The organism is Flavobacterium sp. LPB0248, from assembly GCF_013388355.1.
GTDB lineage: Bacteria > Bacteroidota > Bacteroidia > Flavobacteriales > Flavobacteriaceae > Flavobacterium.
On the sequence record NZ_CP058246.1, the window covers coordinates 3,035,834 to 3,051,987 of the forward strand.

General features: G+C 33.7%; 15 protein-coding genes. 5 read left to right on the top strand and 10 right to left on the bottom strand.

Annotated features, from left to right (window positions below; translation table 11 throughout):
• Positions 1–68 precede the first annotated feature (68 nt).
• From LPB248_RS12615 to LPB248_RS12650, 8 genes are all read right to left on the bottom strand, one after another.
• On the bottom strand, positions 69–815 hold the full coding sequence (locus LPB248_RS12615; protein ID WP_177211760.1) for a tetratricopeptide repeat protein: 747 nt from the start codon (positions 813–815) through the stop codon (positions 69–71).
• Positions 816–872: 57 nt separating this feature from the next.
• Positions 873–2,618 carry a BatD family protein gene (locus LPB248_RS12620; RefSeq protein ID WP_177211761.1) on the bottom strand — a complete coding sequence of 582 codons (1,746 nt, stop codon included), beginning with the start codon at positions 2,616–2,618 and terminating at the stop codon, positions 873–875.
• 87 nt (positions 2,619–2,705) lie between these two features.
• Positions 2,706–3,467: a tetratricopeptide repeat protein gene (locus LPB248_RS12625; protein WP_177211762.1), complete on the bottom strand. Its 762-nt coding sequence runs from the start codon at positions 3,465–3,467 to the stop codon at positions 2,706–2,708.
• A gap of 39 nt (positions 3,468–3,506) precedes the next feature.
• Positions 3,507–4,541: a vWA domain-containing protein gene (locus LPB248_RS12630; protein ID WP_177211763.1), complete on the bottom strand. Its 1,035-nt coding sequence runs from the start codon at positions 4,539–4,541 to the stop codon at positions 3,507–3,509.
• 51 nt (positions 4,542–4,592) lie between these two features.
• A complete protein-coding gene (locus LPB248_RS12635) occupies positions 4,593–5,594 on the bottom strand; it encodes a vWA domain-containing protein (protein WP_177211764.1) in 1,002 nt (333 codons plus the stop codon).
• A complete protein-coding gene (locus tag LPB248_RS12640) occupies positions 5,594–7,228 on the bottom strand; it encodes a hypothetical protein (protein WP_177211765.1) in 1,635 nt (544 codons plus the stop codon). The genes LPB248_RS12635 and LPB248_RS12640 overlap by 1 nt, the downstream gene beginning before the upstream one ends.
• Positions 7,229–7,292: 64 nt before the next feature.
• A complete protein-coding gene (locus LPB248_RS12645; protein WP_095928411.1) occupies positions 7,293–8,156 on the bottom strand; it encodes a DUF58 domain-containing protein in 864 nt (287 codons plus the stop codon).
• 80 nt (positions 8,157–8,236) lie between these two features.
• Positions 8,237–9,241: an AAA family ATPase gene (locus LPB248_RS12650; protein ID WP_177211766.1), complete on the bottom strand. Its 1,005-nt coding sequence runs from the start codon at positions 9,239–9,241 to the stop codon at positions 8,237–8,239.
• Between the two features lie 212 nt (positions 9,242–9,453).
• On the opposite strand from LPB248_RS12650, the gene LPB248_RS12655 reads away from it, so the two are divergent.
• The 4 genes from LPB248_RS12655 (at position 9,454) to LPB248_RS12670 (ending at position 12,917) form a co-directional block, all read left to right on the top strand.
• Positions 9,454–10,329, top strand: coding sequence for an aldo/keto reductase family oxidoreductase (locus LPB248_RS12655; RefSeq protein WP_177211767.1), 876 nt, complete (start codon positions 9,454–9,456; stop codon positions 10,327–10,329).
• An 18-nt stretch (positions 10,330–10,347) separates the two neighbouring features.
• Positions 10,348–10,854: a GNAT family N-acetyltransferase gene (locus tag LPB248_RS12660; RefSeq protein WP_177211768.1), complete on the top strand. Its 507-nt coding sequence runs from the start codon at positions 10,348–10,350 to the stop codon at positions 10,852–10,854.
• 54 nt (positions 10,855–10,908) lie between these two features.
• Complete coding sequence (locus tag LPB248_RS12665; protein WP_177211769.1) at positions 10,909–11,664, top strand: SDR family NAD(P)-dependent oxidoreductase; 756 nt, start codon at positions 10,909–10,911, stop codon at positions 11,662–11,664.
• Positions 11,665–11,771: 107 nt separating this feature from the next.
• Positions 11,772–12,917 (top strand): ATP-binding protein, encoded by a 1,146-nt coding sequence (locus LPB248_RS12670; protein WP_177211770.1) that lies wholly within the window; start codon positions 11,772–11,774, stop codon positions 12,915–12,917.
• Positions 12,918–13,005: 88 nt separating this feature from the next.
• On the opposite strand, the gene LPB248_RS12675 is transcribed toward LPB248_RS12670, so the two are convergent.
• On the bottom strand, positions 13,006–13,749 hold the full coding sequence (locus LPB248_RS12675; RefSeq protein ID WP_177211771.1) for a DUF3298 and DUF4163 domain-containing protein: 744 nt from the start codon (positions 13,747–13,749) through the stop codon (positions 13,006–13,008).
• Positions 13,750–13,853: 104 nt separating this feature from the next.
• Between LPB248_RS12675 and LPB248_RS12680 the strand changes: the two genes are divergently transcribed.
• The gene (locus LPB248_RS12680; protein WP_177211772.1) at positions 13,854–14,996 is read left to right on the top strand and encodes a cystathionine gamma-synthase; all 1,143 of its coding nucleotides are present in this window, start codon (positions 13,854–13,856) and stop codon (positions 14,994–14,996) included.
• An 83-nt stretch (positions 14,997–15,079) separates the two neighbouring features.
• Here LPB248_RS12680 and LPB248_RS12685 read toward each other — a convergent pair whose 3' ends face one another.
• Entirely contained in the window at positions 15,080–15,871 is a 792-nt protein-coding gene (locus LPB248_RS12685) for a THC0290_0291 family protein (protein ID WP_177211773.1), read from the bottom strand.
• Between the last annotated feature and the right edge of the window lie 283 nt (positions 15,872–16,154).

Genomic DNA, 16,154 nt, shown 5'->3' on the forward strand with positions numbered 1-16,154 from the left:
AAAGAAAAATTCCAAACTCCAACTTAAAATTGGAATTTGGAATTTTTTATTTGAATATTTTTAAAACCTTATTTTACTTCTTTGATTGTTGCCGATTCAATCCAGCCTTGAGTTCCATCTGTCAATTCGATTTTTTTCCAGCCCGCAACACTTTCCAAAACATAAACTTTTGCTCCTTCGTGCAATAAAATAATTCCGTTCGAAGATTTTTGAGGCTCATGTCTCACTTGGCTTAATTCCGAAAAAACAATGGCAACACGATCGTTTTCAAAATGACTTTTTTCAGACATTCCAGCTGAAATGCTTAAAGCAAAAGCTACCAAAATGATAAACATTCCGACAAAATAAATTCTTTTTGCAATTGTAGCGCTCGAAAAATAATATCCAATAAAACTCAATAAAAACACAAAACCAAGTACAACAGAAATTTTAGCCCAAGTATTATAATCAAAAATGGAAGTAAAGTTCTGAATCAGTTTTGCAAAACCTACTTTCGGAACTTCTTTGATTTCGTCAATAGTTAGTTTTTTGGCAAACTTTAAATTGTTTAAAGTCTCAGGATCGTTTGGTTTAAGAACCAAAGCTTTTTCATAATTATAAATTGAAGGTGCAACTTGATTTAGTTTGTAATAACAATTTCCAAGATTAAAATACACTTCGGCAGAATGTAATTTATCTTCCTTTATGATGTTCTCATAAACCTGTGCTGCTTCTTTATATTGCCCTTTTTGGTACAGTGCATTGGCCGATTCAAAACGACCTTGCGCAAAGAAAACCTGCGAGATGAATAAAAAGAGATATAGTATGTTTTTCATCTTATTTTGTTTAAACCTGACAGGTTTTCAAAACCTGTCAGGTTTGTTTTATTACGTTTAAACAATCTGTTTTTCTAATTCAGAAATAATCATAACCGCTTTATCATAATCCTGCTGAATTGAAGCGCTCGATGCTGGTGCATAACGTGCAAACTCGCAGTTTTCAGTCAAAGCAATAAAATTCTGAACTGTTTCTGCATTTGCATTTCTAGATAACAATAACTCTCTAATATTGTCTTTGCTCATTTCTGAAGTTTCAATATGTAGTTTTGCTTTCAAGAAATTATGCATTGCTTTTTCAAGTGCGATATAGAAAGGCTCTTTATTGTTAAGATGTTTCTTCGCTTGCGATAAATATTTCTTAGCCAGCTTATTGTTCATTCTAATTCTGTTTCCAGTAACATCACTATCCATAGCCTCTTTTTTCTTTCTAGCTAAAATGATTATCGGAATAATGATAAATGGAGCTAACAATAATCCTAAATATAGATTTGAATCATAAAAATCTTTTTTCGCAATAGGAATTAATATTGTTTTAGGTTTTATGTTTTTGAATTGATCAGCTTTGGCTACAACATTTTTAGATGCTGCTCCTGTATTTGCTTCCGCTGGCGTTGGTCCGTCTAAAACATCAACCATAATTTCTTTTGAAGTAATGGTTTTATATGTGCCAGTACTCAAATCAAAATAAGAAAACTGCATTGGTTTGATCGCATATTTTCCTCTGTATTGCGGTACAATAGTATATTTATCTGTAATTCTTCCAGACATACCAGTAAGAGAAGTGGTTACGCTTTCATCATGAACAGGATCATACATTTCTAATGCATTTGGAACAACTGGTTTAGGAAGTGTAAATAACTTCATATTTCCGCTACCTTGTGCGCTTACGATTAAGTCAAGTCCTTCACCATTTTTAAGTGTTGTTTTTGATGGAGTAACGGTAAAATTAAATCTTCCGACAGCACCCGTAAATCCTTCTGGTTTGTTGGTTTCTGGAAGCGGTCGCACATTGATTGTTTTTGCTCCAGCAGAAACCACTTTATTGTCTTCTGCAATAATCATTTGACCAAACATGTCACGACGATTTGTTGGTAACTGTACGCCAATATCTAGTGAAAGAGGTTCAATTGTAAGTCTTCCTGATTTTTGAGGATATAGAATAGTCTTTTTTAAGATTACATAATAAGCTTGCTGACCTTGGTAAGAACCTTGCTGTACAGAAAGTTGCTTAACATCAATGTTCTGATTCCAAAAATCATTGTATTTAGGTTTTGCCAATTCTTTAAAACCAGTAACACCAATATTATTGAAATACAGTTTGTAAACGACTGTAATAGGTTCGTTTAAGTACGGATTTGTTTTTGAGATTTCGGCAACAAGTTCCAATAATTCATTTCCAGATCCTTGAGGTCTGTCATTTGGATCTCTTTCCTGAGCCACAGCATTGGTTACTGTAACCTTTATCGGATTGGTTTTGTAAACCTGTCCATTGAATTCTATAGCGGCCTGTTTTATTGTTAAGGCACCTTTTCTTTCAGGTTGTAAGATATAGGAGTATATTTTTTGAAAAGAACTGCGTCCGTTTATCCAAGACTGGCTAATCTGTTGGCTTGGCCCCGCAACCATTTTAAATCCGTCAAAAGAAGGTTGCTCGAAATTATCTCCGTCCACATTCATGATGAAGTCTATGCGAAGTCTTTCATTTATTCCAAGCGAGTTTTTGCTGACTCTGGCTTCAAATTGTACTTGAGCCATAAGTCCTTGAAAAGTGATTAGAAATAGAATTAAATATCTTTTCATTACTTGTTTTAGTCGTTGTTTGTTTAACTGTTAAACCGTTTAATCGTTTTGTAATAACAAATAAACGATTAAACGATTCAACTTATTTTACCAGTCTTTTTCTGTTTTCTTAGGACTGCCTTTTACTTTTTGAGCGTTTACTTTATCCTGAATTTTCTTCTCCTCATTATTCACTGCATCCAATAAATTCTGAACACGTTCTTTTGATATTCCTCCAGGCTGTGGTTTTGGTTCTCCTTTATTATCAGACTTGTCGTCTTTCTTAGGATCATTTTGGCCATCTTTTTTGTCTTTGTCTGGATCGCCTTTATCGTCTTTTTTATCCTTGTCTTTATCTTTATTTTTATCCTTGTCCTTGTCTTTGTTTTTATCCTTATCCTTGTCTTTGTCCTTATTTTTATCTTTCTGATCGTTTTTAGGAGGATTTTCTTTTAGCTTTTGTTTGGCATAAGCATAGTTGTAACGCGTTTCTTCATCGGTTGGATCGTTACGAAGCGCTTGTTTGTAAGCTTCAACTGCTTGAGTATAATCTTTCTCTTTCATGAAAGTATTTCCAAGGTTATGATAAGCTTTGTGTTTTTCAGGTCTTGTTTTGGCATTTTTTATCGCTTTCGCGTAAGCAAATTTAGCTTCCGAAATCTGATTTTGTCTGTAAATCGTATTTCCTAAATTATAAGGAGCTGCTGATTTTTTAGGAAATTTTGATTCCGAAATTCTATAGTTTGCCTCAGCATCAGTAAATTTATTCTGTTTATATTCTTCATTCCCAGCAGGCAACGTTTTGTCTTTTTCTTGAGCAGAAACTGCAAAAGAAACCGTTAGTAAAATATAAAGGAGTAAATTTTTCATTCTAATTTTGTTTTCTGTTCTGAATTTCACTCTGAACATTTATTTCTTTTCATTAAATAAATCCAACTCTTTGATCCAGCTTGTTTTTCTTTCTAATAAGAAAATGTCTAGGAAAAGCAATAAAAATGCGAATCCAATAAACCACTGAAACTGCGACTGAAACTCGGCCATTTGTGTTGCCTCAAATTCTGTTTTCTGAATATTGTTTAAAGCATTTTTGACATATTCTAACACTTCTTTTGTGCTTCCGCCGTAAACATAGCCACCTTTTGTTGCTTTTGCAATTGTTTTTAAACCTTCTTGATTTAATTTGGTAATTACGGTTTCTCCGTTTTGATCTTTTTGATAGCCTCTTACAACACCATTTTCTTTTAGCGGAATTGTTCCTCCTCTCTCTGTACCAACACCAATTGTAATGATTTTCATTCCTAGTTTATTGGCTTCTTCTGCAGCAGCAGCCGCGCCTTCAGAATGATCTTCACCATCAGAAATCAGAATTAATAATTTGCTGGTTTTACTTTTTTCATCAAAGTAAGTCGAAGACAATTTAATTGCCTCGTCCAAAGATGTTCCTTGAGATGAAACCATTCCTGGACTCATACTTTGTAGAAACATTTTTGCAACGCTGTAATCTGATGTAATTGGTAAAACTGGGAAAGCGCTTCCTGCGTAAGCTACAATTCCAATTCTATCGCTTCCTAAATTATTAATGATCTGAGAAACCAGCTGTTTACTTTTGTCTAGACGGCTAGGAACGACATCTTCTGCCAGCATACTTTTAGAAACGTCAACAGCAAAAACGATGTCAATACCTTCTCGTTTTACGGTCTCCATCTTGGTTCCAATCTTCGGATTTACCAAACCGATAATCAAACAGGTAAGTGCCAAAAGAATAACTACAATTTTTAAAACTGGTTTAAAAACCGATTTCTCCGGACTCAATCTTTTTACCATTTCCAAGTCACCAAATTCACGTTGTGTTCTTCTTTTCCAATACATATTGAAAAGGAAAATGCACACCACAATTGGGATAAGCAGTAAGAGATATAAATATTTTTTTTCGTCTAATTCCATTTTAAATTTTAGATTTCTGAATTTAGATTTTAGATTTTTTTTAATCTAAAATTAAATGAAGCTTCTGTAAACTGTATTTCTTAATCCAACTTCTAGTAACAGCAAAAAGCCTGCAAATAAAACAAAAGCTCTGTACTTTTCATCATAATCATAGAATTTTAATTCTTGAATTTCTGTTGTTTCAAGCTTATTGATTGAGTTGTAGATTTCTGCTAATTTATCGTTGCTTGTAGCTCTAAAGTATGTTCCGTCTGTTTTTTGGGCAATACTTTTCATCAGCCTTTCATCGATTTCAACTTTTTGCATTTTGAATAAGAAACCTCCGTTTGGCGCGTATGCGTATGGAGATTCTGCCATTCCGTTTGTTCCAAGACCAATGGTGTAAACTTTTATTCCGTATTGTTTTGCAATATCAGCGGCAGTTTCTGGTTCGATAAATCCAGCATTATTTACACCATCTGTAAGCAATATAATAACACGGCTTTTTGCTTTACTGTCTTTTAGACGATTTACAGCAGTTGCCAATCCCATTCCAATTCCAGTTCCGTCTTGTAAAACCGTATCGTATTTAATGCCTTTTATAGCTTCAAGAATGATTGCTTTATCACTAGTTACAGGCGTTTTGGTATAAGCTTCAGAAGCGTACAAAACCAATCCGATTCTATCATTTGGCCTTTCTTCAACGAAGTCTGCTGCCACTCTTTTTAAAGCTTCCATACGGTTTGGCTTTAAATCTTTTGCCAACATAGATCCAGAAACGTCAATTGCCATTACAATATCAATTCCTTTTGTTGTTTTAGTTTGGTTGCTAATGTCTACTGTTCTTGGTCTTGCCAATGCTATAATCAACGAACATAATGCAAGAATTCTAAAAACGTATAGAGCAGGTTTGAACTTGGTCCAAAACGATTCATTATTTTGGAATCCTGCTGTCGAACTCATTTTTAAGGTAGCCGACTGCTGGTTGCGTTTCCAGAAAAACCAGATTATCGCAATCGGAATTAATAGAAACAACCAAAGAAACTCTGGATTTAAAAAAGTGATCTTGCTCATTAGTTGTTTGCTCTTTGAAGTTCAACAGAATTTAGTATTCGGGTCGTGATTTCATTTGCATAAGTGTCTCCTTCTTCATGTAAAATCATGATTTGCTGTAAACCTTGATCTTGTTTGAAAAGCAGCAATTCATAATATGCTTTCGTACTTGTTTTGGTTGCTGGATTCAAAACAGTCATTGTTCCATAACCTTTTATTCCCTGAATACCTTCATTTGTTTGAAAATCTTCTTGTTTTACAATAATATTTTGTCCGCCCTGAGCTTCTATAATTTTTAGCGTGCCTTCTAGGGTTTTGCTTAAATCAATATCTGTTGGCTGTTTGAATTTAGATGTAGAAACCGTTACATAGAAATTGTCAATCAAGCTGCCGTATGCAAAAAGCTGCATTTCTTTGATAAGAGCCATTGCTTCTTTTGGAAGTGCTTTTTGTGCGTCCAATCTTTTTAAAACCTTTGGAGTTTCAATAATAACGGCTGGATTTCCGTAAGCACTTTTTACCCATTCTCCTTCCAATAATTCTTTAGAAGGATGGCCAATTATATTGTCTTTTACGTAATTGAACCCTTTGGTAACCACAAAGAAAGTTGTTGTTGCAAACAATAAAAGTATGATAGCGGCAACAGCATAACCGATTCTTGCATTGCGCTGTTTCTTAAGCTGTGCCTGAATCTGTTTTTGTCTTTGTGCTTCGTTTAACAATTGATCTTCTATATCCTCAGGAACTTCTGTTGGAATAGCATTATCAAGCGTTAAAATTACTTTCTGAATTTTATTTTTATCTTCTTTAATTTCAAATTCAAGCGGTTTAGATTTCGCAAATTTTACTAAATCGGCCTGACGTAAAACACGTTCCAGATTTTCAACTGTTTCTGGCGTAAGCGTCATTTTCTTTTTGGTAGAAGCATCTCTAATTGCCGAAATTAACTCAGAAGTAGTACTTTCCATTGCTGGAATATGAATCGCTTCTTCGATATAATTACGTGCAATATCAGTTAATTCACTGTAGTATTCTTTAATCTCACCTTTTTGAACCAGTTCTTTTTGCTCTAAGTTGTTTAATAAGCTTGTAGCTTTTTCGATAGGTGTTTTGTAAACTTCCTCTTCGATTTTTTTCAACTGACGTTTTTTAACGTACCAATAAACAAAAGCTCCGATTCCGATAATTACAAGAGCAATTAAAACATAAATCCACCAATTGCCGATGCCTTCGTCAACAGTGGAAATATCTTTAATATCGTACATTTTTTGCTGCAGTGTGTCCACTTTTACATTGGCAACTTCAACTTTAATAGAATCGCTATAAAAAGGCTTTTTATCTATTAAAATCTTAACGCTTGGAATCGTATAACGACCAGAATCAAACTGTGTTAAACCATATTTTTTGATTAACTCATAAGTATCATCTTTCTTAACCGTATCAATTGGATAAGATTGAATTACTTCTAATGGTCCAATGTTTTTTAGCTTTGGAAATTCAACTTTTGATTTTGAGTTTACGACCGTTTTTAGTGTCAGTTTGAACTCTGCACCAATTTTGTTTTTTGTAGTATCAATACTTGTTTCTATTGGTTTCTGCTGCGCAAAAATCATAGTAGAAAAAAGCAATAAAAATATATAAAGTTTAAATTTCATTTGATTGACGATTGTTGATTTTAGATTAACGATTTTTGATTGGTTAATCAAAATTGCCAAAATTTTATCGTGATTTGAAATAGCCTAATAGTTTAGTAACGTAATTTTCATCTACTCTGGTATTTACAATTCCTGCTCCAGATTTACGGAAAGTATCTTTAAAATAATTTAGTTTCTCTTGATAATGCTTTTCATAATTCATACGAACAGCTTTTGAACTTGTATCAACCAATTGTATTTTTCCAGTTTCTGCATCTAGCATGTTTACCATTCCTAAATTTGGAATTCTTTCTTCACGGATATCGTATACACGAACACCAGTGATGTCATGCTTCTTAGACGCGATTTTTAAAGTGTGCTCATAAGAGTCAGACATAAAATCGGAAATCATAAAAATAATAGCTTTCTTTTTCTGGGTTCCAGATAAAAATTTCAAGGCTTGAGCAATGTCCGTTTTATGACTTTTTGGTTCAAATTCGATCAATTCACGAATGATGCGAAGCACATGCGAACGTCCTTTTTTTGGTGGAATATATAATTCTACAGTATCAGAAAATAATATTAAACCAATTTTGTCATTATTCTGTGTAGCCGAAAAAGCCATCGTTGCCGCAATTTCGGTTACGATGTCTTTCTTGAATTGATTTTTAGAACCAAAAGATTCCGAACCCGAAATATCAACCATTAAAACCATGGTTAATTCGCGTTCTTCTTCAAATACTTTAACGTGAGCTTCGTTGTAGCGTGCGGTTACATTCCAATCGATGTTACGAATATCATCTCCGTATTGGTATTGACGCACCTCGCTAAACGTCATTCCTCGTCCTTTAAATGAAGAGTGGTATTCTCCCGAAAAGATATGATTACTCAGTCTTTTCGTTTTGATTTCTATTTTCCGTACTTTTTTTAAAAGCTCTTTTGTATCCATTTGATTTGTTTAAAGTTTAAAGTTTAAAAGTTTCAAGTTTGTCTTGCAACAACTTGAAACCTGAAACTTGAAACAAATTTTTAAGGTACTTCAATCTCGTTAACGATTTTGTTGATAATGTCTACAGAAGTGATGTTTTCTGCTTCTGCTTCGTAAGTGATTCCTACTCTGTGACGTAACACATCGTGAACAACTGCACGAACGTCTTCTGGAATTACATAACCACGACGTTTGATGAAAGCATAGCATTTTGCAGCATTAGCCAAGTTGATACTTCCACGAGGAGAAGCTCCAAAACTGATAAGCGGTTTTAAATCGGCTAATTTGTATTTTTCTGGATAACGAGTAGCAAAAATGATATCCAAGATATATTTCTCAATTTTTTCGTCCATATAAACTTCACGAACAGCTTCTTGCGCACGTAAAATCTGATCTACAGAAACTACCGGATTTACTTTTTCGTAAGATCCTTTTAAGTTTTGGCGAATTACAAAACGCTCTTCATCAATTTTTGGGTAATCAATTACAGTTTTTAGCATAAAACGGTCAACCTGTGCTTCAGGAAGTGCATATGTTCCTTCTTGTTCAACAGGGTTTTGTGTTGCTAATACTAAAAACGGACGATCTAATTTGAAAGTAGTGTCACCAATAGTAACTTGTTTTTCCTGCATTGCCTCCAAAAGTGCTGACTGAACCTTAGCAGGAGCACGGTTAATCTCATCGGCAAGTACGAAATTGGCGAAAATTGGTCCTTTTTTAATTGAGAACTCGTTTGCTTTAATGTTGTAAATCATGGTTCCGATAACATCGGCTGGTAATAAATCTGGCGTAAACTGGATACGGCTGAAAGAACCCTGAACCGCTTGAGAAAGCGTATTAATGGCTAAAGTTTTTGCCAGACCTGGAACTCCTTCCAATAAAATATGCCCTTGTCCAAGTAATCCGATCAATAGACGTTCGACCATATGTTTCTGACCCACAATAACTTTGTTCATTTCCATTGTAAGAAGGTCTATAAAAGCACTTTCTCTTTCAATTTTTTCATTTATCGCTCTAATGTCTAAAGTCGTTGTATTTTCTTCCATATAAATATTTTTAAAACCTTGATTTTTACGCCTTATTTTTGAGAGTGCAAATTGAATATTTTTTAAGAAGTAAGATGTTAAAGAATGGTTAAAACTTCGACCAAAGACCTAATTTTAAGGACTAATTGTGAATCTATTTTTATATTTTTAAGAACTTTGATGATTATGCTTTAGTAAAGCATAATTATTACCAAAAATAACGCATAATTATTATGAGCAAAACAGTCTTATCGCCTATAATTTCGGGCACTATGAATTGGGGAGTTTGGGATAAAAACCTTACAACCAAAGAAATGGAAAACATGATACAGGTAAGTATCGAAAACAAAATTACGACTTTTGATCACGCGGATATTTACGGTTCGTATACGACCGAAGCCGATTTTGGAAAAGCTTTTCACGCAAGTAAGATTGCCCGTGAAAAATTACAATTAATTACCAAGTGCGGAATTCAGATGATTGCTGAAAAACGCTCTGAAAACAAAATCAAACATTATGATTATTCTAAAGACTATATTATTAAGTCTGTAGAAACATCTTTGAAGAATTTAAAAACAGATTATGTAGATGTTTTTTTACTTCATAGACCAAGTCCGTTAATGCAGGCTGATGAAATCGCCGAAGCAATTGAAAAGTTAAAAGGAGAAGGAAAAATTATCGATTTTGGACTTTCTAACTTTACGAGCTCTCAAACCGAATTAATTCGAAGTAAAACTGAAGTGAGCTATAATCAGGTACAGTTTTCGGCAACTCATTACGAAGCAATGACAGATGGGAGTTTAGATTATATGCAAACACATGGAATTCGTCCGTTGTCTTGGAATCCGCTTGGAACTGTTTTTAGAGAAGATACCAAAAAAACACGTCGTTTGAAAAAACTGTTTTCTGAATTAGTAGAAAAATACCATTTAGGATCTGATACTTTATTATTAGCTTGGATTTTAAAACACCCTGCCAAAATAATTCCTATTGCGGGAACTGTAAATATTGCCAGAATTCAGTCTTTAATGAAAGCGGTAGAATTGGAAATGGATACGCAAGACTGGTTTGCAATCTGGACAGAGAGCATGGGCGACGATGTGCCTTAATTTTGTACTATTCTGAAAATGATATACCTAGAAAAATTTGAGAGAAAAGATTACTTTGAATTGATCAATTCTGTCAAAAGTGCCAAAGATTTAATGCAATTTGGCGGACCAGAGTTTACTTTTCCTTTAACAGAAGAGCAAATAGATAAAACGCTTTCTGATCAAAATAGAATTGCTTTTAGAGTTGCACAAATTTCCAATGGAAATACGATTGGACATTGCGAAATTTACTTTAAAGATGATTCTGCAAAATTAGGAAGAATCCTGATTATGGATAATACGCAAAGAGGAAAAGGGATTGGCGAGCAGATGGTCATTTTATTGTTGCAATTTATTTTTGAAAACAGGAAAGAAAGACATATCGAACTGAATGTTTTTGATTTTAATATTGGAGCCCAAAAATGCTATGAAAAAGTTGGATTTAGTATTAATCCCGATAAAAAATACATAAGAGAAGTTGAGGGAGAAACTTGGACGGCACTTAACATGGTATTGGATTTAGAAGAATGGAAAAATAAGAATTAAAATATTTTACCACTCCCGATAGCTATCGGGAGTGGTAAAAAATAAAAAAATGAAATGAAAAAAACAGTTTTAATTACTGGTGCAACAAGCGGAATTGGAAAAGCAACTGCTCAGATTTTAGCAAAAAATAATTATAAAGTTATTCTTTGCGGAAGACGTAAAGACCGTTTGGAAGAACTTCAAAAAGAACTTTCGGCTTTTACAGAAGTTCATTCTTTATCATTTGATGTCCGAAACAAAGAAGAAGTTTTAGAAAAAATAGGAGCTTTGCCAAATGATTTTTCTACAATCGACGTTTTAATTAATAATGCTGGAAATGCCCACGGTTTAGATCCGATTCAGAACGGAAATTTAGACGATTGGGATGCCATGATTGATATTAATGTAAAAGGTCTTTTGTATGTTTCAAAAGCGGTAATTCCGCAAATGGTCGAAAGACAATCGGGGCATATTATTAATATTGGTTCAACTGCGGCAAAAGAAGTTTATCCGAACGGAAATGTATACTGCGGTTCTAAACATGCTGTTGATGCAATTACTGCAGGAATGCGAATCGATTTGAATCCGTTTGGAATTCGAGTTGGCGGCATTCATCCAGGAATGGTGGCGACAGAATTTAGCGAAGTCCGTTTTAAAGGAGATGTTGAAAGAGCAGCAAATGTTTATAAAGGATTTGATCCGCTGCAGGCAGAAGATATCGCCGATATTATTCATTTTGTGGTTTCAAGACCTTATCATGTAAATATCGCAGATTTGGTTGTCATGAGTACAGCACAAGCATCTTCGACGATTGTTAAAAAGAATATTTAAAACTAGATGATTAGACTTCTTAGAAAATCAGATCTTTAGTTTAACTTAGGAAACTGAAAACCAATCTAAGAAGTCTAAAATCTAAGTCAGTCTAAAGATCCGGAATAATGATTAATAAACGCCTTTTAATTAAAAATCTCCTCGCTCATAATGACGAAAGCAGTTTTTATGATAAGAAAAGGCAATTGAATCTTCATTCCAGAGAAGGAAAAGGAAAGTTCTTAAAGCACATTTGTGCATTATCCAATTCAAATCCGAATAACAACTCTTATATCGTTGTTGGGGTAGAAGATCAAGATAACGAAATTGTAGGCGATGACTTCTTCGATGATAGCAGAATTCAGAATCTGGTCAATGCTTTCTTAGAAAATCCACCGAAAATTCAATACGAAAACGTCCCTTTTCCAAACCTTCCAAAAGACAAAGTAATCGGCCTGGTTACAATAAAGCCCAAAAGTAAAATCTCGTACTTTAAAAAAGGAATCCACACCATTCTTGCTAATAGTGTTTTTATAAGGCGAGGCAGTAATTCGATTCCTCTAGAAGAACACAAGGAAATCGAAAAAAGCAATCAGAATACCGAAACCGTGATCGGAATAGAGAACAGCTCTCGAAATAGTATTCAATATACTTTAGACGGTGTTATCGATTTTATGAATTTCAGACATAAAGATATGTCGCCAAAATATCGTGTTTTTAAAGAATTATTCGTGATTTGCTGGGCTGGAGTTCCCAAAAAATTACGCGATAAAACCTATTTGTCTCGTGTTGATATTGAACTGATAAACGAACAGATTAAGCTTTTTTATTCTGCCCAAGACGTTGTTACAATCGAATATAATGATGATACTTTTACGATCACAGAATACGTGCCACTTGGTTTAAATGACAAAACGAGTTATTATCCGTTAGAAGAACAAACGATTTATTTTTTTGACAACGGTTATTATAAAATTGATCGCCAAATGCTTTTTCAGCCACCGGAGTTTAACCGAAAAATGTTGCATCATATTTATAATTCTAATATAGCACTGCTTAGAAAATTGGAAAAAGAGATGTCACTATCTGAGCGTGAAATGAAAGATTTAGAAAACCTTCCTTCTACTTTTATGATTTGCCATCTGAATGGTTTCGAAGATGCCAGACAGAAGCTAATTGATGCAAAATTGCTTTTGAAACCTTATAAGAATATCTATTCTTCTTTTAAAGAAGCTTTACGAGTTTTGCGTAAAATGAAATATGATGTTCAGTAAACTAAGGTTCTGAGTTGCTGAGATACTAAGGTTCTAAGGTTTTTTCTGGAGAGATACACTGCAGTGCGTCTAGTTCACGCTGAAATTCTTATTGAAAATTTAAATATTGTTGCACTTCTTCGTACGGGAATAAAAGCTCTTTTGGACCATCTGCGTAAGATGCGGCTTCGTATGAGTTATAATATAAAAGTAAACCTTGAGAAGTATAAAATATATTTTGAGGCAGTTGGAATTTGTCATTTTCAAACATCAAACCTGTAGCATTAATATTGGCTTTTTCTGGAATTTTATATTTTGATCTAAATGTTTTCTCAGCAAAAGTTTTAAACTCATTTTCGTTTTTAAACAACTGTTTATTGAAAATGGTTTTTCCTGTTTTTTTATCGAATAATAATGATCGGTAGCCTTGATATCCGTGAGCTCCGCCAGTAAAAGTGTAATGATCAATTTTTAAATTCAGAATTTGGTCTGATTGAAATTCTACATTCCCAATTATTTTTGCTTCCCACCCAAAAGTGTCGTTCGGAAATTTTTGATGCATTTCTTCGTATGAAGTAATAAAAGATTTTGACAACGCTTTATAATCATTGACTTTTACTGAATCTTCTTCAAAAAAAACAATCTCCTTAATAACAGCAAAGACTTTTTTATTGATGCTGTCTGATGTTACTTTAATATTTTTAGCAATTGGAACTTCTATGGTGATTTTTGGGCAGTCATTTGCGCACGGTACAGTAGATTTCTCTTCAAACGTTTCATTCTCAAATGAAAGCTCTTTTTTGCAACTTGTAAAAATCAAACACAAAAAGAGTATAAATAAGTAATTTTTCATATCAAAAAGTGTTAATTATCTACAAAGGTAAGAAGTTGTATCGCGATAAAATAAATTAAGCGGTAAATTTGTAAAAGAATTAAGGAATTAAAATTTATAACTATATGAAATTCAATACAAAAGTAATTCACGGAGGACAACATCATGATCCAAGTACAGGAGCTGTGATGCCACCAGTGTATCAGACTTCAACATTTGTACAAACAAGTCCAGGAAAACCTTTGGCAGATTATGAATACAGTAGAGCTTCGAATCCTACTCGTACTGCTTTAGAAGACGCTTTGGCAAGTATTGAAAACGGAACTCGCGGATTAGCATTTTCGTCTGGTCTTGCTGCGACAGACTGTGTTTTAAGATCTTTTAAAGCGGGAGACGAAATTATTGCAATGGATGATTTGTATGGCGGAACGTACAGAATGTTCTCTCGTGTTTACAAAGATTCAGGTATTAAATTTCATTTTGTTGATATGACAAATATCGAAAAATTGAAAAGTTTAATTAACGAAAATACGAAGTTAATCTGGATAGAAACACCAACAAATCCGTTGATGAAATTGGCAGATATCCAAGAAATAGCAAAAATTACTCAGGAGAAAAAAATTCTTCTTGCAGTAGATAATACTTTTGCAACTCCATATTTACAGAAACCATTAGATTTAGGAGCTGATATTGTAATGCACTCAGCAACAAAATATTTAGGCGGACACTCTGATGTTATCGCTGGTGCTTTAATTGTAAAAGATGCTGCTTTAGGAGATCAATTGCATTTTCAGCAGTTTGCTACTGGTGCGACACTTGGGCCAATGGATAGTTTTTTGGTCTTAAGAGGAATCAAAACTTTGGCTTTAAGAGTTCAGAGACATTGTGAAAATGGAGAAAAGGTAGTTGAATACTTGAGTAATCATCCAAAGATTAAAACAGTTTATTATCCAGGTTTGAAGAATCATCCGTTTCACGAAATTGCCAAGAAACAAATGAAAGCTTTTGGTGGAATGGTTTCTTTTGATTTTAAATCAGGAAAGAAAGAAGAGTCGATTGCATTTTTAGAAAAACTGAAAGTCTTTACTCTAGCAGAATCTCTAGGTGGAGTAGAATCATTGGCCAATCACCCAGCATTAATGACACATGCATCTATTCCTGCAGATAAAAGAGCAGAAGTTGGTATTACTGATGATTTAGTTCGATTGAGTGTTGGTATTGAAGATGCAGAAGATTTAATCGCAGATTTAGAGCAAGCTTTAGCTTAAGATAAATTCCAATAAAAAAATCCCAAATTCCAATTTTAATAGTTTTGGAATTTGGGATTTTAATATTTTGGAATTTAATTTTTTTAGAATTCTAAATAGTAGATGTATCCAAAGTTAAACCAAACCTGCCAGTCGTTAGATTTGTTTTCTTTGTAAATATCTTTATTTGGGTTTAATCCGTCAATCCAATCTGAGTTATAAGTTTGGAAACGAGTTTCGAACATTAAATCGCTCATTTCTGATAATTTATAATGTACACCAATAGATGCTGTTGCAGACAACGCTACACCAGTTTCAGTAGAGAATCCATGCGCACGGCCATCAGATGGAGTTAAGTATTTTCCTGGAGTATTAGCTGGAAGTGTAATGTCTCCTAAATGAGATCCAACTTTTGTTGAATAATAGCTTACCTGAAATCCTAAAGCTCCATACGGACTGAAGCTACCAACTGAGTTTTCATAATCATGAATTTTCATAAAGGGAGAAAATTCCATTTGTGCACCTAGGCTTACTATGCTAGAACTTGCATGCATGTTTCTTAATTGTCTTGCAAATAATCCATTAGGCTTGTAATCAACCCATTGGCCATGATGCTTTAAATTAGTTTTGCTATAAGAAAGATCAGATCTTACCTTGAAATGTTCTGTGAAATAATTCTCTCTGTTGTTATTTGCAGAAAAGTTTATGAAGTGCATAATTCCGATGCCAAAACCTGTGTTTCCAACATTATTATCGAAGTTATTTCTTTCTCCAAAATCAGACTGTAAAGTAACTGGTCCTCCGTATATTCCGATTTCTTGGGCTAATCCTTGTGCTGATACTGTAGTTGAGATGCCTAACAAGGCAAATAATGTGATAAATAGGGCTTTACGCATTTTTTGGGGGCTTACAAATCTGGGCAAATATATAAAAAACCTAATCGATTCAAAATATTAAATTGCTGTATTGAAAAATAAGTAACAAAATACTTAATTTACTAATTTTTAAAGGGTAATTTGCATGTAAACACCTACATGAAAAATGTCTTTTTTTTGGAATGTTTGAAAAAAACACAAATCGATTCAAAAAAGCGAAAAATATAACAGCGAATCATTATTTGCTATATCTTTGTCAGTTAAAACGAAAACGTTTTCTTAAACGTGGTTTCTTATTTTATAA